Source organism: Burkholderia sp. CpTa8-5, from assembly GCF_017815045.1.
Classification (GTDB): Bacteria; Pseudomonadota; Gammaproteobacteria; order Burkholderiales; family Burkholderiaceae; genus Burkholderia; species Burkholderia sola.
On record NZ_JAGIQD010000003.1, the window covers coordinates 37,772 to 59,927 of the forward strand.

9 protein-coding genes are annotated in these 22,156 nt (G+C 70.8%); 8 read left to right on the top strand and 1 reads right to left on the bottom strand.

Features of this window, described 5'->3' with window-relative positions:
• Window positions 1–41 precede the first annotated feature (41 nt).
• The 8 genes from sctJ to asnB all read left to right on the top strand — a co-directional run bounded on the left by sctJ (window position 42) and on the right by asnB (window position 8,398).
• Window positions 42–926 (top strand): type III secretion inner membrane ring lipoprotein SctJ, encoded by an 885-nt coding sequence (sctJ, locus tag J8I35_RS06420; protein ID WP_050015026.1) that lies wholly within the window; start codon window positions 42–44, stop codon window positions 924–926.
• Window positions 923–1,663 carry a SctK family type III secretion system sorting platform protein gene (locus tag J8I35_RS06425; RefSeq protein WP_124638774.1) on the top strand — a complete coding sequence of 247 codons (741 nt, stop codon included), beginning with the start codon at window positions 923–925 and terminating at the stop codon, window positions 1,661–1,663. Before sctJ ends, J8I35_RS06425 begins: the two co-directional genes overlap by 4 nt.
• On the top strand, window positions 1,645–2,274 hold the full coding sequence (gene sctL / locus J8I35_RS06430) for a type III secretion system stator protein SctL (RefSeq protein ID WP_050015029.1): 630 nt from the start codon (window positions 1,645–1,647) through the stop codon (window positions 2,272–2,274). Before J8I35_RS06425 ends, sctL begins: the two co-directional genes overlap by 19 nt.
• Window positions 2,271–3,647, top strand: coding sequence for a type III secretion system ATPase SctN (gene sctN / locus J8I35_RS06435; protein WP_050015031.1), 1,377 nt, complete (start codon window positions 2,271–2,273; stop codon window positions 3,645–3,647). Before sctL ends, sctN begins: the two co-directional genes overlap by 4 nt.
• Window positions 3,640–4,308: a hypothetical protein gene (locus J8I35_RS06440; protein WP_209924803.1), complete on the top strand. Its 669-nt coding sequence runs from the start codon at window positions 3,640–3,642 to the stop codon at window positions 4,306–4,308. The genes sctN and J8I35_RS06440 overlap by 8 nt, the downstream gene beginning before the upstream one ends.
• Window positions 4,302–5,111, top strand: a complete 810-nt coding sequence (gene sctT, locus J8I35_RS06445) for a type III secretion system export apparatus subunit SctT (RefSeq protein ID WP_069619387.1) — start codon at window positions 4,302–4,304, stop codon at window positions 5,109–5,111. The genes J8I35_RS06440 and sctT overlap by 7 nt, the downstream gene beginning before the upstream one ends.
• Before the next feature lie 16 nt (window positions 5,112–5,127).
• Window positions 5,128–6,159, top strand: a complete 1,032-nt coding sequence (locus tag J8I35_RS06450; RefSeq protein ID WP_124595235.1) for an EscU/YscU/HrcU family type III secretion system export apparatus switch protein — start codon at window positions 5,128–5,130, stop codon at window positions 6,157–6,159.
• Between the two features lie 268 nt (window positions 6,160–6,427).
• Window positions 6,428–8,398, top strand: a complete 1,971-nt coding sequence (asnB, locus tag J8I35_RS06455) for an asparagine synthase (glutamine-hydrolyzing) (RefSeq protein ID WP_050015037.1) — start codon at window positions 6,428–6,430, stop codon at window positions 8,396–8,398.
• A 56-nt stretch (window positions 8,399–8,454) separates the two neighbouring features.
• Here the strand turns inward: asnB and J8I35_RS06460 are convergent, their stop codons facing one another.
• Window positions 8,455–21,975, bottom strand: a complete 13,521-nt coding sequence (locus J8I35_RS06460; RefSeq protein ID WP_209924804.1) for an LWXIA domain-containing protein — start codon at window positions 21,973–21,975, stop codon at window positions 8,455–8,457.
• Between the last annotated feature and the right edge of the window lie 181 nt (window positions 21,976–22,156).

The following is a 22,156-nucleotide window of genomic DNA, read 5'->3' on the forward strand; positions in this document are numbered from 1 at the left end:
GCCGGAGGATACGGCCTCATGCGCCCTGACGCGGAAAAACGATGACGACGATCGATTCGACGCCGCGCATGCATGCGTGGCGCAGCCGGGCGGCGCGCGCGCTGCTCGCGGGGCTGCTCGTGCTGTTGGCCGGGTGCCAGAAGGAGCTGTACTCGGGCCTGTCGGAGCGCGACGCGAACCAGATGATCGCGGTGCTCGGCGACGCGGGCATCAGCGCGTCGAAGGACAACGACGCGCGCGACACGTCGGACCGCAACGCGTGGCTCGTGAGCGTCGCGGACGGCGACATGCAGTCTGCGCTCACGGTGCTGCACGCGAACGGGCTGCCGAAGCCGAGCTATGCGAGCCTGGGCGAACTGTTCCAGAAGCAGGGCCTCGTGTCGACGCCGGCCGAGGAGCGCGTGCGCTACCTGTACGGCGTGTCGCAGGACCTGTCGCGCACGCTGCAGGACATCGAGGGCGTGGTCGTCGCGCGCGTGCAGGTCGTGATTCCGGAGAACGATCCGCTCGCGGACAAGATCAAGCCGTCGTCGGCCGCGGTGTACATCCGCTATCGGCCGGGCGTCGACTTGCGCGCGATGGCGCCGATGGTCAAGGATCTCGTCGCGCACAGCATCGAAGGGCTGCAGTACGACAACGTGTCGCTGTTCCTGCAGCCGGCCGCCGCGCGCGCGACGCGCGTGGACGGAATCGGCAGCGCGGTGTCGGACATCCTGCGGCTGCGCTCGCCGCTCGGCTGGCTCGTGTTCGCGCTGATCCTGCTGACCTGCGCGGTGATCGCGCTGTCGGCCGCGCGGCGCGGGATGTTCGGCGCGCGGCTCGCGGGGCTGCTCGGCGCACCGCGCGGCGCGAACGGCGGCGGCGCGGCCCCGCAGCAGGCAGGCGGCGGGCTGCGCACGCCGGACGGCGCGCGCGACGGCGCATGAGCGATTCGCACGCGCGGCCGCCGGGCGACGCGTCCGATGCGACGCTGCTGCCGTGGCTGCACCCGCTTGCGCCGCCGCCGGCCGCGCGCGCTGCCGCGTTCCATGCGCTCGTCTGCGATTTCAACCTGCGGCCCGACCGCTATCTGCACGTGACCCGCGTGCCGGCCGACTGGCCCGCGCGCTACCGTTCGCCGGACGCGTTCGGCGCGGCCGGCCGCAAGCTGCTCGCGCGGCATTTGCTCGACGCGAACGGCGTGGCCGACCGGCACGACTTCGACGTCGCGAACCCGTGCGCGCGGCTCGCGCTGCTGCCGGGCGCGGCGCTCGAGCAACTGGCCGCGTATGCGGGGCTGCTGCTGCATCGCGCGTGGCTGCGCGACGCGCTGGCCGGGCGCCGCATCCGCGCGGAAGTCGCGGCGCGGCTCGGCGGCGATGCGCTCGAGCTGGCGCTCGAACGCGCGCCGGAATTCGGCGCGCTCGCGGAAACGCTCGAACCGTGGCGCGCCGATCCCGCCGCGCTGCCGGTCGTGATCCGCGCGCGCGGCGGCCGGCTGCTCGCGGATTTCATCGGCGTGGCCGGCGATGCGGTCGCGCGGCGCGTGCGCCTGAAATTCAACCGCGCGATCGACGACGAGGCGCCGTACTGGCTGAACCGCGCGCAGCGCGATCAGTTCGGCGAACTGATGTTCCTGTTTCTGATTCCCGAGAGGCTTGCGTCATGGGACTGGCTTTTCTGATCACGAGCGACAACCTGCAGCTGCTGTCCGAGCGCAAGGTGCTCAAGGAGCGCGAATACGCGGCGCTGCTCGACGCGTCCGCGGTGATCGCGACCGCGCATGAAGAGGCGGCACGCATCGTCGCCGACGCGCAGCGCGAATTCGACAAGCGCCAGGCGGCCGGCTACGACGAAGGCATGCGCCGCGCGCAGCGCGAGCAGGCCGCGCAGGCGTACACGCAGGCGCTCGCCGCCACGCGCACGATGGAGACGATGAAGGACGCGATGGCCGATATCGTCGTGAAGGCCGTGCGCGCCATCGTCGGCGAGATGAGCACGCAGAAGCTGTACGAGGCCGCGCTCACGCGGATCGCGCCGCTCGTGCGCGACGAGGCGTTCCTGATCGTGCGTATCGCGCCCGGCCGCACCGACGAGATGCGCGATGCGCTCGACGGCGCATTCGCCGGGCAGTCGAACCGGCAGAAGATCCGCATCGTCGAGGACGCTCGACTCGAACGCCACGCGTGCACGGTCGAGACGCCGTCCGGGCGCATCGACGCGAGCCTCGACCTGCAGATCGACGCGCTGCGCCAGGCGATTCGCCGCGACGCGCTGAAGGGGGCCGCGCGATGAACGCGCCGCTCGACGATCCGCCGTCGTTCGGCGACGACGACGGCGCGCCGTTCGATCGCGGCCGCCTCGTCGGCGAACTCGACGCGGGGCTCGCGTTTTTTTCGCCGGTGTCGGTGCAGGGCCGCGTCAACCATGCGGTCGGGCAGATATTGAACGCGACGGGCATCCGCGCGCGGCTCGGCGAGATCTGCGAGCTGCGCACGCCGAACCAGCCGACGCTGCTTGCGGAGGTGGTCGGCTTCTCGCGGCAGACGACGCTGCTCACGCCGCTCGGCGACGTGGCCGGGCTGTCGCCGGAGACGACCGTCGTGCCGTCCGGGCGCGAGCATGTGTTCCCGGTGGGCGAAGGGCTGTTCGGCCGCGTGCTCGACGGGCTCGGCCGGCCGCTCGACGATCGCGGGCCGGTGACGGGCGCCGCGTGGGTATCGACGCAGCAGGACCCGCCGAATCCGCTTGCGCGCAAGCTGATCGACACGCCGTTTCCGACCGGCGTGCGCGTGATCGACGGCCTGATGACGCTCGGCGTCGGGCAGCGCGTCGGCATCTTCGCGCCGTCGGGCGTCGGCAAGAGCACGCTGCTCGGGATGATCGCGCGCGGCGCGCAGGCCGACGTGAACGTGATCGCGCTGGTCGGCGAACGCGGTCGCGAGGTGCGCGAATTCATCGAGCACAGCCTGTCGCCGGAGGTGCGCGCGCGTTCGATCGTCGTCGTGTCGACGTCGGACCGCCCCGCGATGGAGCGCGTGAAATCCGCGCTGGTCGCGACCGCGATCGCCGAGCACTTTCGCGATGCGGGCAAGCGCGTGCTGCTGCTGGTCGATTCGCTGACGCGCTTCGCCCGCGCGCAGCGCGAGGTCGGCCTCGCGAGCGGCGAGCCGCCGACGCGGCGCAGCTTTCCGCCGTCGACGTTCGCGGTGCTGCCGCGCCTGCTCGAACGCGCGGGGCAGGGCGCGCGCGGATCGATCACCGCGCTGTACACGGTGCTCGTCGAAGGCGATGAGGAATCCGACCCGATCGCCGAGGAAGTGCGCTCGATTCTCGACGGCCATATCGTGCTGTCGCGCAAGATCGCGCTCGCGAACCGCTATCCGGCGATCGACGTGCTCGCGAGCCTGTCGCGCGTGATGCCGCTCGTCGCGAGCCGCGCGCACCAGCATGCGGCCGCGCGCGTGCGCGAGCTGATCGCGAAGTACCAGGAAATCGAGCTGCTCGTGCAGATCGGCGAGTATCGCGAAGGCAGCGACCGGCTCGGCGATCTCGCGCTGCGTGCGCGCGACGCGATCGGCGCGTTCTGCGCGCAGGCGTCGGACGAGGACGTGCGCTTCGACGCGCTGCTCGCGAAACTGACGAAGCTGGCGAACGATCATGTCTGAAGCCGACGACCGTCTCGTGCTCGCGACGCTCGCCCGCCTGAAGCGCGTGCGCGAGATGCGCAGCCAGATCGCGCGCGTCGCGGCCGCGCGCCAGCAGGGCATCGCCGCGCAGAGCCGGCGCGCGCTGGCGGCCGCGCAGGCGCAGCTCGCGCAGCAGGTCGCCGCGAAGGCCGCGATCCAGACACGGCTCGCCGACGACGTGCGCGAGGCGCGCGCATTGCAGGACGCGGCGGCCGATACGCGCACGTTCGACCGGCATATCGGCACCGCGAACGCGTCGGTGAGCGAGGCCGCGCACGTGCATCGCGGCCACGAGGCGACGCTCGCCGACCTGCAGCGCGCCGCGCGCAAGGCGAAGGCCGCCGAGGACAAGCTGGACAAGGCCGGCGAGAAGGCGCTGCACGCGCGCGCCGCGCGGGTCGAGCGCGACGCCGACGAGGTCGCGGACGGCTACGCGGTGCGGCGCTTCGCGACGGGCGGCACCTGGGTGGCCGGCGCGGGCGACGCGGCCGGTCATGCGTCCACGCCGCCGGAGGCCGCCGCCGCGTTCGATGCGGCAATGACCGAAGCGGAAATCGGTGCCGACATCACGGCTGAAACCGGCCCGTCCGCCTCGCCCGACGACTCCGCCCCGCCCGCCGTCGCGGAGCGCCGATGCTAGACCAGGCCGCGGGTTTCAACGACGTCGCCGGCATGCTGCGGCCGCTGCTCTACGTGATGCCGCGCCTGCTGCCGATCATGTTCGTCGTGCCGGTGTTCAACGAGCAGATCATCACCGGCCTCGTGCGCAACGGGATCGCGGTCGTGATCGCCGCGTTCGTCGCGCCGACGATCGACGCCGCGCAGGTCGCCGCGCTGCCGTTCCTGATGTGGTGCCTGCTCGTCGCGAAGGAGGCGGTGGTCGGCATGCTGCTCGCGGGCGCGTTCAGCGCGGTGCTGTTCGCGATCCAGGGCGTCGGCTACCTGATCGACTTCCAGACCGGCAGCGGCAGCGCCGCGTTCTTCGATCCGATGGGTGGGCACGAGGGCGGCCCGACGTCCGGATTCCTGAATTTCGTCGCGATCGCGCTGTTCGTCACGGCGGGCGGCTTGCAGGTGCTCGTGCAACTGTTCGCGCAGTCGTACGCATGGTGGCCGATCGGCTCGCTCGGCCCCGATTTCTCGTCGATGCTGCAAACCTTCATCGTGCGGCAGACCGATACGATCTTCGAATGGATGGTGAAGCTCGCCGCGCCGGTCACGATCGTGCTGGTGCTCGTCGAACTCGGCATCGGCCTGGTCGGGCGCGCGGTGCCGCAGCTCAACATCTTCGTGTTCTCGCAGCCGCTGAAGAGCGCGCTCGCGCTGCTGATGATGGTCCTGTTCCTGCCGGTGGTGTACGCGTCGCTGCATTCGCTGCTGAGCCCCGACAGCGGGCTGATGGCGCTGCTGCGCGCGCTGTTCGCCGCGCACGGCGGCGGCTGAGCGCGCGGGAGCCGACATGGCCGAAAAGGACCAGAAACCGACCGCGAAGCGCCTGCGCGAGGCGCGCGAGAAGGGCGACGTACCGAAGAGCGCGGAAACGGTGTCGTCGGCGTTCTTCGTCGGCGTGTGCGTGGCGCTCGCGGTGGGCATCGGTTCGATGTTCGCGCGATTGCAGGCGCTGTTCCGGCTCGTGTTCGACGCGGTCGGCGCCGCCGATCCGTCCGCGCGGCTCGCGGTGCTGATCGACGGCGCCGCGCGCGACTGGGCCACGCAGTCCGCGCAGATCGTCGCGGCCGGGCTGCTGGCGGGGCTGCTTGCGGGCTTCGTGCAGGTGGGCGGCGTGATGGCGTGGAGCCGCCTCGTGCCGCAGTTGTCGCGGCTCAACCCGGCCGAGGGGATGAAGAACCTGTGGTCGCTGCGCAACCTCGTCAACCTCGCGAAGATGCTGCTGAAGACGGCGCTGCTCGTCGCGACGCTCGGCTGGCTGATCGTCGAGTCGCTCGATCCGTCCGTGCAGTCGGGCTTCACGCGGCCGGTCTCGATCCTCGCGCTGATCGTGAAGCTGCTGATGCTGCTGTTCGGCTGGGCCGCGCTGATCTACATCGTGATGGCGCTGATCGACATCGTGCACCAGCGGCACGAATTCAACCAGAAAATGAAAATGTCGATCGACGAAGTGCGGCGCGAGCACAAGGAGGACGAAGGCGATCCGCACATCGAGGCGAAGCGCCGCCAGCTCGCGCGCGAAGTGCAGTTCGCATCGCTGCCGGACCGGGTCGGCTATGCGTCGGTGGTCGTCTATTCGCCGCGCGTCGCGGTCGCGCTCTACTACGGCGGGATGGGCTCGCTGCCGTGGGTGCTCGCGCGCGGCGAGGGCGACGCGGCCGAGCGGATTGTGCGGCTGGCCCGCGACGCGTTGCGCCCGACGCTCGCGAACGTCGGGCTCGCGCAGGCGCTGTACGAGACGACGCCCGAGAACGGCACGATCCAGCCGCAGCACTTCCGCGAGGTCGCGCAGTTGCTGAAATGGGCGACCGGCGCCGCGTGACGCGGCGTTCCGGAGGGCGTCATGCCGGTATGCCCCCCTTTTTTTGCCTGCCTTGCCTGCCGGCCATCCGGCGGGATTCGATATGGCCCCGTGATCTGGCCATCCGCACGCGGCGCTTGACGTCCATTTTTTTCCGGACGGTGCCCGCATTCACTGGTGAATTATTGCTGATTTATTTCTTCGTAATATGGCTCGACCGTCATGCCCGACGGCGGGCCGCGAGGTGCGCGGTGCGTGACGGAACAGGTCAACAGGGGCAGACAAATCAATGTGCGGAATCGACGGCTTTCTGAATAGCGTCGCCTTCGATGAGGAGACAGCGCGCGGCACGCTCGCGCGAATGACGGCGAGCCTCGCGCATCGCGGGCCGGACGGGCAGGGCATCTGGGTCGACCCGGAAGCCGGCATCGCGCTCGGTCACCGGCGGCTCGCGATCGTCGACCTGTCGGTGCACGGCCGGCAGCCGATGGCTTCCGCGTGCGGCCGCTACGTCCTCGTCTTCAATGGCGAAATCTACAACCATCGCGAACTGCGCGCGGAGCTCGAGCGCACGGGGCGCGCACCGGCGTGGCGCGGCCACTCCGACAGCGAGGTGCTGATCGCGGCGATCGTCGCGTGGGGCGTCGAGGCCACGTTGCGGCGCGCGACCGGCATGTTCGCGTTCGCGCTGTGGAATCGCGCGTCGCGGGTGCTGACGCTCGCGCGCGACCGGATCGGCGAGAAGCCGCTCTACTACGGGCGGATCGGCGACGCGCTCGTGTTCGCGTCCGAGCTGAAGGCGTTGCGCGGCTATCCGGGCTTCGACGGCACGATCGACCGCGACGCGCTGTGCCTGTATCTGCGCCAGTCGAGCGTGCCCGCGCCGTACACGATCTATCGCGGCATCCGCAAGCTGCCGCCCGGCACGTACATCCAGTTCGAACATGCGCGCGACACGCCGCGCGTGCGTGCGTACTGGACGCTCGAACAGGCGATCGAGGCGGGCCGCGCGCAGCCGTTCGAGGGCAGCGCAGGCGAAGCCGTCGATCAGCTCGACACGATCCTGCGCCAGGCCGTCGCGCGGCAGATGGAAGCCGACGTGCCGCTCGGCGCGTTCCTGTCGGGCGGCATCGATTCGTCGGCGATCGTCGCGCTGATGCAGGCGCAATCGGCGTCGCCGGTCGACACGTTTACGATCGGCTTTCACGAGGCCGGCTACGACGAGGCCGGTTACGCGAAGGCCGTCGCGCGCCATCTGGGTACGCGCCATACCGAGCTTTACGTGACGGCCGACCACGCGCTCGGCGTCGTGCCGAAGCTGCCGTCGATCTACGACGAGCCGTTTTCCGATGCGTCGCAAATCCCGACCTTTCTGGTGTCCGAACTGACGCGCCGGCACGTGAAGGTGAGCCTGTCCGGCGACGGCGGCGACGAGCTGTTCGGCGGCTATACGCGCTACTTCCTGACGCCGCGCCTGTGGCGCAAGCTGCATCGCGTGCCGGCGGCGGTGCGCGCGCGGATCGCCGCCGCGCTGCATGCGTTGCGGCCCGATCACGCGGACCAGCTCGCGGCCGTCGCGCAGGGCGCATGGGGCGGCGGCGTGGAAGCGCGCGAATCGTCGTCGCGCATCGGCGATCGCCTGCACAAGCTCGGCCATGTGATGACCGCCGAGAGCCGCATCGGGCTGTACCGGCTGCTGATGTCGTCCGTGCATCATCCGGAGCGCATCGCGCTGGCGGGGCAGGAGCCGCCGACGCCGCTCGACACGGTATCCGCGTGGCCCGCGCACCTGAGCTTCGCCGAGCAGGCGATGGCGATCGACACGCTCACGTATCTGCCGACCGACATCCTCGCGAAGGTCGATCGCGCGGCGATGGCCGTGAGCCTCGAGACGCGCATGCCGTTCCTCGATCATCACGTCGTCGAATTCGCGTGGCGCGTGCCGGCGTCGGTGCGCTTGCCGGAAGGGCAGTCGAAGGCGCTGCTGCGCCGGCTGCTCGACCGGTACGTGCCGTCCGCGCTGATCGACCGGCCGAAGCAGGGCTTCTGCGCGCCCGTCGACCACTGGCTGCGCGGCGCGCTGCGCGACTGGGCCGACGCGCTGCTGCGGCCGTCGCGCCTGCGCGACGAAGGCTTCTTCGATGCGGCGGCGGTCGAGCGGCTGTGGCGCCAGCACCAGACGGGCCGGATGAACTGGCAGCACCAGCTGTGGACGGTGCTGATGTTCCAGGCGTGGCTGGAACATCAGCGAGCGACGTGATGCGGCGTGCCGCGCGCAACGGGCGCGCGCGGCGCCACGCGCACCGCGCGCGGGGATCAGCCGACGATCAGCGGCGTGCCGACCGACAGGCGGTTCGGATCGCGTGACACCGACGGATTGAGCTGCAGGATCTCGTTGAACGCGCGCGTATCCTGCTCGCCGCGCGTCATCGCCTGCTGATCGGCGCGCGACACGTGCGCGGCGTCGAGCAGCGACTGGCGATGCTGGTCGGCGATGACCCACAGCGAATCGCCCGCGACGACGATGTAGGGCTGCGGCGACGCGGACGGTTGCGCGGTCGGCGGCGTGGCGCTGGCCGACGGCGACGCCGGCGCGGCAGGCGACGCACTGGGCGATGCGCTCGCCGAAGCGCTTGGCGCGGCGCTTGCCGAAGGACTGGCCGAACGGCTGGCCGACGCGCTCGGCGACGCACCGGGCGCGAGATTCGATTGCGGCGAATTCGACGAATTCGACTGATTCGACGAACCGGACCCCGAGCCGAAGAACGTCGTCAACAGACCTTCGATCAGCTTGTACGCGAACGCGCCGACCGGAATCAGCACGACGGCCGTCGGGATCTTCTTGATCAGCGGCGTCGCGTTCGGGAAATGCGTGTTCAGACGCCCGCCGAGCAGCAGCGCGGTGGACACGCCGGTCGCGATCGCGAGATCGTAATGGCCGCCGCTCCACTGCACGCCGGTGCCGAGACCGCCGTACGCGACGGCCATGAAGTCGCTCGCCGAATCGGTGAAGCGCACGATGCGGCTGCGCTTGTCCGCATTCACGCGGTGCGCGCCGATCGTGTAGACGAGGCCCGCATACGTGGCGCCGAACGCACCGCTCGCGATGGCGGCCGAGCCGTAGGCGAGATCGAACGCCCCGTGCGCGTGCACCACGCCGCTGATGCCGACCGCGAGCGTCGCGGTCGACGTGATCGCGGCGCCCGCGCGGCCCGCGATCCCGAACAGGTGACGCGGGTTACCGGTATGGAGCTGCTGCAGCGACGTGCCGCCGACGGTGCCCTGCATCTGCGCGAGCACGTCCGCGGCGAGCGCCTTGATGTGGGTGGTCGCGTCGTCGAAACTCATCAGCCCGACGCGGTTCAGTTCGACATACTGCGCGGCCAGCGTCCGCGCTTCGTTCGAGATCTGCTCGAGCTGCGCGCGCCGGTTCTGGCCGTAATCGTGCGCGCCCGAGCGCAACTGCCGCGACAGCGTCACTTCGAGCCGCGTGAGCACCGCCTGCGCGGCTTTCGGATCGCCGGCCTGCAGGCTGCGCACCGCGCCCTGGTGCATGACCTGGAACACGCGACCGAGACGCGAGCCCAGCAGGAACGACGACGTCGCGCTGCTCAGCATGTCCTGCCGCAGCACGTGCGTCGCGCCGAGCGTATCGGCGATCACGAGCGCGCCCGCACCGGTGACGAGCGAGCTGAAGCCGATCGACTTCCACAGCTCCGCCTTGCGGAACGACGGCCGATGCACGCGCAGCGCGTTGATCTGCGCGAGCGCCTGCAGTTCCTCGATCATCTTCGCCTGTTTCGGGTTCGCCGCGATCTGCCGGCCGACGCTGATCGGCTTCGACGGATCGTTCTTCAGCGCTTCGCGCTCGACCACCGATTGCCAGTACGCGCGACTGTCGGGCAGCGGCCCGGCGGGATCGGCGGTCGACACGACGGTGCCGCGCGCCGGCGCGCGGCCGCCCGCTTCCGCGAGCCAGCGTTCGCCGAAGCGGCGGGCGAGTTTTTCGGTGCGCGTGGCGGGCGGATGATCGGCCGACGCCCACTGCGTCATCGCATGCTCGATCGTCGCCTTGCGCGCCTGGTTGACGAGCGCGGTCGTGTTGCGTTCGTACAGTTCGCCGCGCAGCGTCGCGAGCGCGTCGTCGGACAGCCCTTTCGACTTGCCGATGCGCGCGATCTCCGCGAACAGCACCTGCTGCTGGTTCGCGAACGCCTCGGGGCTCACCGGTTCGAACACGCGCGTGAGCGCATCGGCGCCGTGCAACCGTGCGAACTTGCCGTGACGGTCGGTCTGGTAATAGTCGACGATCCGTTCCGCCAGCGCCCGCGTCAGGTCCTGGTTCGCGATGAAGTCGGCGCCGTGCGTGCCGTACGACAGCCCGACGTGCAGCCAGTCGATCGCCTTGCGGTCGAGTAGCGCATCGAGCAGCTCGACGTGGCCGGCGCCAGGCACCGGTTCGAGCACGGCGTCCCATCCGTGAAAGCTCAGCATCACGTTCGGCGCGGGCTCGCCGGCGTGATCGTGCGACCACGTCTCGAACGACGTCATCAGCCGTGTGTACTCGGCATAGCTGTCGTTGGTGCCGGCGATCGTGCGGCGGTCGTCCGCGGAGACGAGCGGGCGGCCCGACGCCGCTTCGAGACGAAGCTGGAAGCCGTGGCGCGATGCCGCGGTGAGCCATTTGTGCAGATGCGCGATGTCGTCGAGCTCGAGCGTGCGCGTGGTGCCGTCCGGCGCCTCGCGCGTGATCGTCGCGTCGGCCTCGTTGTAGCGCGCGCCGATCGGGGAGCCGAACTGGCGCGCGCGCCGGATGAACGCCGGATCGTGCTTGCCGCCGCGCGCGGCCGCGAGCGTATGCGGATCGACCGGAATCGACACCACCGGCATCGCGCCGCCATATTGCTCGACGTAGCGCACCGCGAGCGCGGGATCGTCGCGCAGGTTGAACGCACGCGCCATCGGCGCGACGCGGTCCTGGATCTCGGCCGGCGCGCGCACGAACGCCTGGATCGCGCGCTTGTCGATCATGCGTGCCGCGCTGTGGCGCGTGGCGTACGCCTGCATCCACTTCACGAAGCGGTTGTGATCGCCGCCGGGATCGGCGACCGGCCCGCGCGACGGCATGCTCGACACCTCGCGCGCGAGACCGATGGGGATGCCGAGCGCCTTCAGCATCGGTGCGTCGGCCAGGATCGTCTGCGGTTCGTCGGTCAGCGCGAGGCCGCCGGCATCGGGCTGGTTCTTGCGTGCGGTGACCGCCTTCACGCGGTCGATCGTCGGGAACCAGTCGGCCACCTTCGCGGCGCCGTAACGCATCACCCATTCCGCGACCGTGCTCGAACCCAGGCTCGGCTGGTAGGGCCGCAGCGTCAGCGGCTTGGCCGCCGGCGTTTTCGGCGGCTTCGGCGCATTCGACGCGTTTGCCGCGTTCGCGGCGCGGCGGTTGCGCCGGCCGCCCTTGCCGCGCAGCGCATTGCGGACCCGGCTGGCGGGGCCGGTTGCGCCGCTGGCGCCGCCGCCCGCCGGCTGCGCGGCTTGCTGGGCCGCGGCGAGGTCGGCCTGAGCGGCTTTCACGCGATCGATCTGGCCGGCGATCTGCGTGCGGATCCACCGCGTGGCGAGGTCGAACTTCTGCGGCAGCGCATCGAAATACGACTTCTCGTCGAGCAGCTGCGTGAGTCGTTGCGCGAGCGCGGCTTTCTGCGTGGCGGTCGCGCGCGGATCGAACGCCTCGGGCGCGAGCGTCGACAGCAGGAAGTGCTGGTTCGCGCCGAACGGGCCGCGCCCGAGCGGCATCTCGTCGAGCGGGCGGCCCGCGTCCGGGTGGTCGCGCAATTGCTCGGCGTTGTCGTACCAGAGCGCGTTGCCGTCGTGGATCGCGATGATGCCGCGGCGCGTATGCAGCGATTCGGCAACCGGATGATCGGTCTCGTACACGTACACGTAGTGATCGCCGCCCAGCGCCTTCAGTTCCAGCGCACGCATCAGGTGCAGCGTGTTCGCGCCGCTGAAGTCGATCGCGAGCTGCTTGCTGTCCGGGACGAGCTTCGGCGGCAGGAACGGACTGTCGGCGCCTTCGATCTCGGCGATCTTGCGGCGCACGCCGGGGTCGGCTTTCGCGAGGCCGCGCTGCACGCGCGTGCCGAGTTTCTGCATCGGCGGCTTCTCGTCGCCGAGCGCCTTGCGCATTTCCGCCGGCGCAAAGCCGCCGTAGCGTTCGACCGTGTCGTGCGCGACGTCCGTCACGACGAATCGCACGCCGCGCCGGCCGCCGGACAGGTTGCGCGCGCGCCGGCGGAATGCGGCGCCGAGATCGCGCGGCGCGATCGTCGCGTCGCCGAGCGAGGTCGACTCGTGATAGGTCCAGTCGTGCGCGGCGTTGCGCGTCGCGTAGCCGAGCACCTTGCCGGTTTCCTTGTCGATCGCGTAAAGCGTCGCGCCGTCGCCGGCCGCTTTGGCCGCCTGCTTCGGCCGGCGAAAGCGCGGCGCGTCGGCAAGCGACTTCAGCGTCGTGACGACGTCCGCGTCGGGCGTCGCCGCCGCCTGTTCGGCTTCCCACGTGCGGCCGTCGCTGCGCGCGGTGATCCGCGCGGCGCCGCCGTACTCGCGCAATTCCGCGAGCGGCACGGGCGACACGTAGAAATCGACGTCCGCCCGTTCCGCGCTGCCGTTGTCCTTCAGCGCGCGATAGACCGCGTCGGGGATCGACACGGTCGGATCGGCGGACGCCTTGTCGACGAACGTACCGTGCTCGTCGGTGCGCATGCTCGCGACGAATTTCGGCTGCGCATGGCGCGCGTCGATCGACGCGTCCGGCCGCGCTTCATGCTCGGCGATCAGCACGTGCGCATTCGTGCCGAACGCATCCTTCATCTGCTGGAGCGACGCGAGTTGCGAACCGTCGATGCGGATCAGGTCGCGCTTGCCGTGCGAGGCGAGGTGATCGAGCGCATGCTGGCGGCGCGCGGCGTCCGCCGCCGCTGCGGGCACCGGCGCGTTCGACCCCGGCTGCGGCGCGGGCGCCGGCATCTCGCGCAGCACGCCGAGCGCGTGCATCGCGTCGGCCTGGCTCGCATAGTACGCGCGATAGGTCGCGTGGCCCGGCACGGACGGCGCGACGTCGCCGAAGGCGGTCGCGAGCCGGCGCAGCCCGGCTTCGTCGCCGGGCATCACGTGGTCGGCTTCGCGTGCGATCGTATCCGGCAGGCGGGCGTCCCGGGCGATGTCGATGCCGCCATCGTCGAGGATGTCGCGGCGCACCGCGAACGCATTCGCCTGCGCGCGCGCTTCGGCCATCAGCGCGCTGTCGGTCAGCGCGTCCGGCGACGAGCGGTCGAGCGCGAGGCGGCGCGTGATCGTCTCGACCGCATGCTGCGCTTCGTGTGAGAGCGTGTAGACGAGCGTGCCGGCGCCGTAGAACTGCCCGTCGAGCACGATCCGCTGCTTCGCGGTATCGATCCGGCTGCCGCGCCCGGGCCGGCCCACCACGATTTTCCAGCCGGCCTCGCCGGCCAGCGCGACCTGCTGGCGCAACAGGCTCGAGCGGTCGACCAGCGCATGGGCGGCCTTGGGCAGCGGCGCGCCGCCGAACCGCATCCGGATGCGCGTGATGACGGACGGCTTCTGCACGAACGCGTCGGGCGGCAAGTGCTCGGTGATGCCGGGATGCGCGAGCTCGATCGCGCCGCGCGCGATGCCGTCCTCGAGCATCACGCGCAGCGTGCCGATCTCGCGGACGATGCCTTCCACGTTCAGCTTCGGCGCATCGGTCATGACCGTCGACGGATCGCTCAGGTAGAAGTCGCCGTGCGCATCGAACACGCCTTCGAAGTCGTAGTACAGACGGTGCTGCGCGGTGATGTCGCGCGCGCGGTCGAGCTGCGCGAAGGCGTCGCGGGTGACGCGCGACGGCAGCATGCCGGCCATCACGTCGTGGCTGCTCAGCGACGCGAACGGCGCGTACATCACGGCCACGCGATCGAATGCCGCGAACGGGCCGCCGACCGTCAGCGTGCGCAGCCCGTGTGCGCGCAGCGCCGCGAGCCCTTCCTGTTCGAGGCGGATCGATTCGATGTGGCCGAGAATCGCGCGATTGTCCGTGCCCTCGTAGAGACCGATCGCATTGCGCCGGCCCAGTTCGAACACGGTCTTCTCGATGCCGGCGCCGGTGGCCGCGCCGGTGAAGCGCTCGACCGGCACGCGTGCGGCCGGATCGCCGCTCGCGTGGACGCCGTTGCCGTCGACGTCGAGCGCGCCGAGGTCCGGGCGCTGGTGCGGCGCCGGATCGTAGCGCAGCCATGCGTTGGTATGGCTGAGCCGCGCCTCGGCGCCGAGCCCGACCGCGATCGTCGGCGGCGCGTAGACGGGGCGCTGCCAGACGTTCGCGAGCCAGGCGGCGGCGTCGCGGCCGTTGCGCGCCGACAGAATCACCGACGAGCCGGGCAGGCCGAGCACCGAGCGGTGCGCGAGCGTGACCTCGACCGGCGTGTACGGCCGGCCGTCCGGATCGACGAGGCGGCCTTGCGCGTCGGTGACGCCATGCACGATCACGATGCGGCCGTCGCGGTCGTAGGACAGCGGACCCGAGCGATCGAGCGTCAGCGCGTCGACGCCGGCGACCGGCTTGCCGTCGAACGGCGAGGCCTTCACCGCACGTGCGCGCGACCATGCGGTTTCTTCGGCGAGTGTCGCGGCCGTCTCGCGTGGCGCCGGCATCGTCACGCCGGCGCGCTGCGCGGCCTGCGCGTGGCGCCGATACAGGTCGCCGTAGGTGACGCCGCCGTCGAGCGACGTCGGGCTGTGCTCGAACGCGTCGGCGAGGCGCGCGAGCGAGGCGGCGTCGCCGGCCCGCGCGCGGCCGTATTCGTTGGCGATCGCGTCGGGCAGCGCGACATGGCGGCCGATGTCGATGCCGAGGTTCGCGCGGATCTCGTCGCGCACCGCGAATGCGTTGACCTGCGCGCGCGCCTCGGCGAGCAGCGCGCTGCGCACGTAGCGCTGCGTCGAGCCATAGTCGAGCCCGAGCGTGCCGGTCGCGGCCTCGAGCGCATGGCGGGCTTCGTGCGCGAGCACGTAGACCATCGATCCGGTCGACTGCAGGCCCCCGTCGATCGTGACGCGCCGCCGGCGCGTGTCGATCTTGCTGCCGCCGCCCGGCTTGCCGCGCACGACTTTCCAGCCTGCGTCGGCGCCGAGCCGAAGCTGCTGCGACAGCAGGCTCGATGCGTCGATCAGCCGGTACGCTTCCTTCGGCAGCGGCGCGCCGCCGAAGCGCATCCGCACGCGCGTGATGACCGACGGCTTTTGCACGAACGCATCGGGCGGCGGCGTTTCGGCGAGTCGCGGATGCGCGAGTTCGACGTGGCCGCGCTCGAGGCCTTGCGTCAGCGCGCGTTCGATCACCGCGAGCCGCTGCAGCGTGGTGAAATGCTCGCCCGCGCCCATGCCGATCGCACCGGGGTCGCTCAGCAGGAAATCGCCGCCGCGTGTGAAGAGGCCTTGCAGGTCGAAGCCGATGCCGGTGCGTTCGACGACTTCGCGAATCTGCCGGATGTGCTCGAGCGCCGCGCGCGACACCACGCGCGGCAGCGCGCCCGTCTCGAAGCCGAAGCTGTGGAACACGCCGAGCGGCCGGTACAGCACGGCGACGCGATTCAGCGCGGAGAACGGACCGTCCATCGTCACGGTCTTCAGCCCGTACGACGCGAGATCGTCGAGTGCGATGCTCTCGTCGATCGCCGCCTCGATCTGGCGCGCTTCGGACGTATGCGGGCCGTTGTCGTAAACCGCGAGCGCGGCATCGTGACCGAGCGCGAACACGGTTTTTTCGGCACCGGCGCCGAGCAGCTCGCCGACGTGACGCTCGACGTCGATCCGCGCCGCCGGATTGCTTTCGAGGTGCACGCCTTCGGCGTCGGCCGCCAGTTGCCCGAGATCGTGCGGCGCCGCGGGCGCGGGATCGTAGCGGCGGAATGCGCCGGTGTCGAGCAGCGCCGCGTGTTCGCCGACCGCGTGCGGGGGCGGCGCATACACCGGCCGCTGCCACAGATTCGCGAGCCCGGCGGCGGCCGCCTCGCCGCCGTGCTTCGCGGACAGCACGATCGAATAGCCATCCTTGACCAGGAACGACGGCGCCTGGTCGAGCGCGTATTCGTGCACGCCGGCCGGCCGCCCGCCGGCGAGCAGCGTGCCGTCCGGCAACGTGTCGGCGTGCAGCATCAACACGCCTTCGTCCTCCAGCATCGTGAAGTGGCGGCTGCGCGCCGCCTGCAGGTCGGCCGCCGCGGGCACGGGCCCGTCGCCGAACGGCGACGCATATTCGGCATGCGCGCGGCTCCATGCCACGCGTTCGTCGAAGCTGCGCACCCCGTGCGGCACGTCGCCCGTCTCGTGCGTCTGCGGCGCGGGCATCCGGCGCGGGATGCCGCCGCGGCGCTTCTGGCGCGACCATACGTCGTCGTAGAAATCGCGGTAGGTCTCGCCGTCGCGGCCCGACACGGGCGCATCGGCGAATGCGTCGACGAGGCGTCCGACCGTGCCCGCATAGTCGCGCGACGGCGCGCGCCATGCGGCGCCTTCGCGCTCGATCGCATCCGGCAGGCGCACGTGCGCGGCGATGTCGCCGCCGCCCGCGAGCTCGATTTCGTAGCGTGCCTCGAACGCGTTGATCTGCGCGCGCGCCTCGGCTTCGAGCGCCTTGCGCGTGAAGCGGCTGCGGTTGCCGTAGTCGAGGTTCAGCACGCCGGCCATCGCCTCGACCGCATGGCGCGCTTCGTGCGCGAGCGTATAGGTGATGCTGCCCGGATGCTGGAGCGCGCCGTCGATCGTCACGCGGCGCTTGCGCGGATCGATGCGGCTGCCGCCGCCGCGCTTGCCGAGCGTCACGCGCCAGCCGGCGTCCTGCAGCATGCGCAGTTGCGTGGCGAGCGTGCCCGACTGCATCGCGAGCGCCTGCGCGGCTTCGGGCAGTGCCGCGCCGCCGAAGCGCATCTGCATCCGCGTGACCCAGCCCGGCTTCGCGGCGCCGGCGTCGGGCGGGGCGGTCTCGGTCGTTTCAGGGTGCGCGGCGGCGAGGCCGATGTCGTCGTTCGCCGCGGTGCGACGTTCGCCGCCCGTCGGCGCGCGGTCGGCCTGGCCGTCGGCGTCGTCGAGCGCGCGTGCGCCGCGGTTGGCCGCGGCGGTTTCGCGTTCCGCCATCCGCTCGGGCGTGCCGGCGTGTTCCGGCTTGACGAGCACGAGCACGCGGTTCGGCGCGCTGAACACGCCATCGAGCGCGTTGACCGGCTCGGGCGGCGCAGCCGTCCGCGGCATCGCCGGTTCGTTCGGGCCGCGCTTGCCGGCCAGCACGATCACCGTGTCGTCGGCAGCCGCGCGGGGCGCAGCCGGCGGCGCTTCGTCGGGCGCGATGCCGGCCGGCAGGCCGGCTTCGTGGGCCGCGACCGTCTCCGGCGCGGGATCGAAGCGCAGCACGCGCGCGCCCGCGCGCAACTGGCCGTCCGCCCCGAATGCATCGGGCGCGGCTGCATAGACGGGCTTCTGCCAGCGGTTCGCGAGCTCGGGTGCGAGCGCCGCGTCGTGTTCGCCGGCGACGACGATCACCGGTTCCGCGAGATCCTGCGGGCGCGGCGACGATGGCCGCGCACCCGGCGCGTCGGGCGTCGCGCCGCTGCGCACCACGTAGACCGTGCGATCGCCGATTTCCATCGGCTCGGCGTTCGGCCCGCGCGGCACGGCGATGCCGGCCGGATCGGACGTCGCCGCGCGCGCGACGGGTGCGTCGTCCGTCAGATCGACGACCTTCGCGTTGACGCGCGGCGGCGTGCCGTCCGGCTTCGCGCGCGTGCCCGGGCCGGCCGGCTCGTCGGCCGCGACGGGCCGCCAGCGCATCGATTGCGTGTCGGCGCTGCGCCGGTTGGTGCTCGCGGTCGTGCTGCTTTCGGCATCGGTTTCGTCGCGCTGCTGCTGTACGCGGGCGTGTTCCTCGCTGGTGCGGCGCGTGCTGCGCGCGTCGGCGGATACGCTCGCGGCTTCGCCTTCGGCCGCCGTTTGCGCGAGGCGGCGCGGCGCCTGCGCGCCGGCGACCGTCTGCCGGTATGCGTCGCTCGCCTGGTCGAGCACGTGTTGCAGCACGTCGAGCGGCGTCTTCGCGACGATCTTCGGCGTCACGCTCATCTCGCCGTCGGGGCCGAACGACATGCGTTCGCCGGTGCCGGCCACGTCGTCGACGCGCGTGCCATTGGTCCAGGCCTTCGGCGACACCGAGACGACGGACAGCGTGCCGTCCTCGCCGAGCACCACCGATTTGCCCGGCGGCAGGCGCTTCGCGGATGCGCGGTCGAGCACGCGAATCGGCGTGTTGTCGTAGGTGAGCACCTTGTCGCCCACGCGCAGCGTGCCGTCCGGCGACACCTTGACGGCTTCGCCGTCGAGCGTCACGCGCGTGCGGCCGGCCGCGAGCGACGACGCGTCGCCGCTGTTGAGAATCCGGCCGATCGTCCGGCTGTCGACGCTGACGGTCTTGCCGTCGGCCCCGCGGATCGGCACCGGCTGGCCGATGCGTGTGCTCACCGACGTCACCGCGCGTTCCTTGAGGCCGCCGGCGGCCATCAACGCGACGTTGGTGATCCCGGACTTGAGCTGCTCGCCGGCCGCTTTCTTGTCGCCGGTGACGAAATACTCGTAGCCCGCTTCGCCGAACGCCTCGACCGCGCCGCCCACGCCCGTCACGACCGCGGTGGTCCGCGCGCCGGTGGCGAGCACCGACGCGACCTTCGGCGTGCGCGTGAGCGCCGTGACCGCGCGCGTGAACAGCTTGCTGCCGGCCAGCTTCGCGGCGCCCGCCGCGCCCATCGGCACGAGGTTGATGAAGTCGGCCCGCGCGCCCGGGTCGGTAAACGGATTGAGACTGCGCCCGTGGTCGGCGCGATTGGCGAGATCGAGTCCGGCGCTCGTCATCGTCGCGCCGATCGCCGTATACATCATCCCCGCACCGAGGATGTTCAGCGGCACGCCGACGATCGCGCCGATGCCGGTGCCGTCGAGCAGCGTGCCGAGACCTTCGAGCGCCATCCCGCCGACCATCATGCCGATGTTCAGGCCCGTGCTCGTCAGCGTGTTCAGAAAACTGTCGAAGCCGCTTTCGTGATGCGCGGCCTTCGACACGAGCTGCAGCGTGCCGTCCGCGTTGTGGCCGGTCGCGATGTCGACGGTGCCGTCCGTCGACAGCTCGTTGTTGTCGATGTAATCGTTGATGTCGTCGTAGTTGCTCGCCGTCTCGTCGACGTACTGCGTGCCGTCCTTGCCGCTGACCTTGAACAGCGCGCTGGTGGTCATGCCGGCATCCTTGGCCGCGTAGACCATCGGCAACACGCTGACCTGCGTCGTCGCGCCGCCGCCGATCGACAGCAGCTTGTCGCGCACGCTGTTGATCGTCTTCAGCTTGTCCTTGTCGGTGTAGCGCGCGACGTCGTCCTTCGTCGGCGATACGGGATCCGAACCGTCGCTCGACGCCGCGTCGTTCTGGACGTCCGGCTGCATGCCGAGCGCGACGCCGATCAGATTGCGCTGCTCGTTGTCGGTCAACTTGCCGAACGCGATCGTGCCGCCGTTGTTCGTGCTCGCGCTGGCTGCGTCGAGCAGCGAATTCGACAACTCGCCGCGATGCGCTTCGTAGAAATCGTGCAGCGCCTTCTTGTAGTCGTTCTCGGCGTCCGAACCGGGCGCCGCATAGCGCAGCCGTTCGTCGAGGCCGGCGTCGAACCCGTCCATCAGCACCTGCTGGTGCGACGTTTCGCTCAGCAGTTGCAGACGCTGTACCGCGTTGTCGGCCTGCGTGACGGCCGCCTTCGCCTTGTCGAGCTCGTCCTGATACAGGTTCGGACGCGGCGCCGACGGCGCCGGGATCATGTCGTCGCCCGAGACGGTGCGAAAGCGCATGGGCGGCGGATTCGCGGCTACCCAGTCGTCGTACTTTTTCTGCACCGACTCGAGCGTGCTCTTCGCCTGCGTCTGCTTGATGTGCGCCTGCGATAGCGCGAGCTGGGTCGCGCGCTCGTTGACCGAATCCGACATCCGGCTGTCGGCCGCGCGGATCGCGCCCGCGACGGTCTGCATGCGCTTTACGTCGAGCATCGTCGGGCCGGCCTGTGCGGCGGTCGGGCCCGACGACTGCGGCAGCAGGAACGGGCGGTCGAGCAGCGGCGACGCGGGCAGCGACGATGCGTCATTGGACCCGGGTAACGTCGGCGAGGCCTGCGGCGACGCGCTGGGCAGCGTCGGCGTGCCGGTGGGGGCGGCCGACGTCGCCGTCGACAACGACGATGCCGGCACACCCGGCAGGCCGTTCGCGGTCGACAGCGACGGCGTCAGCAGCGGCGTTTGAAGCGTGGGTTTCGTGAAGATCGATTGCGCGTTCACCCGCGCCTTGAGCTGCGACGCCTGATCGTCGTACTGCTGCGCGAGCGTCGCGCCGTACGCGACGACGAAGCCGTCGTGCGCGATGCTCGCCTGCTGCTTCGCCTGATCGAGCTTCGCATACGCATCGCCGAGGTCCAGGTCGACCTGCGGATCCTTGATCATCGCGTGCGGATTGTCCTTGTGCCACGCGCTGGATGCGTCCTGCTTCTTCGTATAGTCGGCCTGCAGCGTGTCGACCTGCCGCTGCGCGGACAGCATCTGCAGATAGCCGCCGCTCGTGTTCGCGGCCGTCTGCGCGCGGGCGAGCGCGGTCTTCGCGTCCGACACCTCGTTCGCGACGACCACCGTCGGTCCTTCCTTGCCGCTGGCCGAATCGTAGCGCTGCTGCGCGTTCGTGAGCGCTAGGCTGTCGTTGGCCGCGCCGTACGCGGCGTTCGCATAGTTCGCATCCTTCGCGGCGGACGTGACGGCCTGCTGCGCGGCATCCTGCGAAGCGGGCGCATCGGGCATCGTGACCTGCAGCTCCAGCGGCTGCAACGCGTCGTTCAGCCGCCCGACGCCCGCATCGAGCGCGGCCTTGTAGTCCGGATCGGCGAGGTACGACTGGAACTGCGTATACGCGAGATTGGAATTCGCGACGTCCGCGAAGTATTTCGACGCACCCACGGCCGCCTTCGCGCTCGCGGTCTGCCAATTGTCGTAGAGCCGGATCTGCAGCGGGTTCTTGCAGTCGCCCGGTTGCGGCACCCAGTTCGGATCGTTCGCATGATCGGGGAAGGCGTCGAGCAGCGTCTTGAACTGCTGGTCGGCCGCGTGCTGCGCGTCGCCGGGGTCCGTCACCTTGCCGGAATCGTCGATCTTCATCCCGGCCGGCATGTCGGCGTTCGCCTGTTCGCCGTACAGGATCATGTAGCCGGCGTCGGTCGTCACGTTCAGCTCGCGCTGCGCGGTGTCGGCCGTCGTGCGCGCCTTCGCGTAGTCGGCCTGCGCGGTCTTGCGGTCGTCGGCCGTCGACTCGGGATCGCGGTTGACCAGATGCAGCACGTTCTGCGCGCCTTGCAGCGTCTGCGACGCGTTGTCGTATTTCGTCTGCGCGTCCTGGATCGCTTTCTGTACCGCGCGCGTCTTGTCGTTCTCGACCGTGATGTCGGGCGGCGGCGCCGTATATTGCGCGGCCATGCTCTGGATCAGCGACGTCGCGGACTGGATCTCGGCGTTGGTCGGCTTCGACGGATCGGTGGCCAGCGATGCGGTGACGGGAATCGGCGGCGCGGCGCTCGGGTTCGCGGGCCCGGCGGCCGGATCGTCCTTCTTCGGCGGCGGCGGAGGCGGGGGCGGCGGTGCAACGACCGGATTCAGCGTTTCCGACAGGAAGCGCTGCCAGTTGACACCCAGTCCCAATCCGTCGATCAACAGCATGCTCGTCTCCGTTGAGCCGCGCGATGCGCGGCACGCGCGGCGTCCTGCACGCCGCGACGTGATCGTTCGAGTGTACGGACGCACCCGGCGGCGGGAACGCCGCTGTTTCGTAGCGGCAGGAAGCGCTCGGCGCCCCGGCGTCGCGCGGGCTACGAGATGCGCGCGGCGTGCGGCAGCCATG

Coding starts and splice junctions, on each gene's coding strand:
- sctL (WP_050015029.1), top strand. CDS start 1,645: ATGGGACTGGCTTTTCTGATCACGAGCGACAACCTGCAGCTGCTGTCC.
- J8I35_RS06450 (WP_124595235.1), top strand. CDS start 5,128: ATGGCCGAAAAGGACCAGAAACCGACCGCGAAGCGCCTGCGCGAGGCG.
- asnB (WP_050015037.1), top strand. CDS start 6,428: ATGTGCGGAATCGACGGCTTTCTGAATAGCGTCGCCTTCGATGAGGAG.
- J8I35_RS06440 (WP_209924803.1), top strand. CDS start 3,640: ATGTCTGAAGCCGACGACCGTCTCGTGCTCGCGACGCTCGCCCGCCTG.
- sctT (WP_069619387.1), top strand. CDS start 4,302: ATGCTAGACCAGGCCGCGGGTTTCAACGACGTCGCCGGCATGCTGCGG.
- sctN (WP_050015031.1), top strand. CDS start 2,271: ATGAACGCGCCGCTCGACGATCCGCCGTCGTTCGGCGACGACGACGGC.
- J8I35_RS06425 (WP_124638774.1), top strand. CDS start 923: ATGAGCGATTCGCACGCGCGGCCGCCGGGCGACGCGTCCGATGCGACG.
- J8I35_RS06460 (WP_209924804.1), bottom strand. CDS start 21,975: ATGCTGTTGATCGACGGATTGGGACTGGGTGTCAACTGGCAGCGCTTC.
- sctJ (WP_050015026.1), top strand. CDS start 42: ATGACGACGATCGATTCGACGCCGCGCATGCATGCGTGGCGCAGCCGG.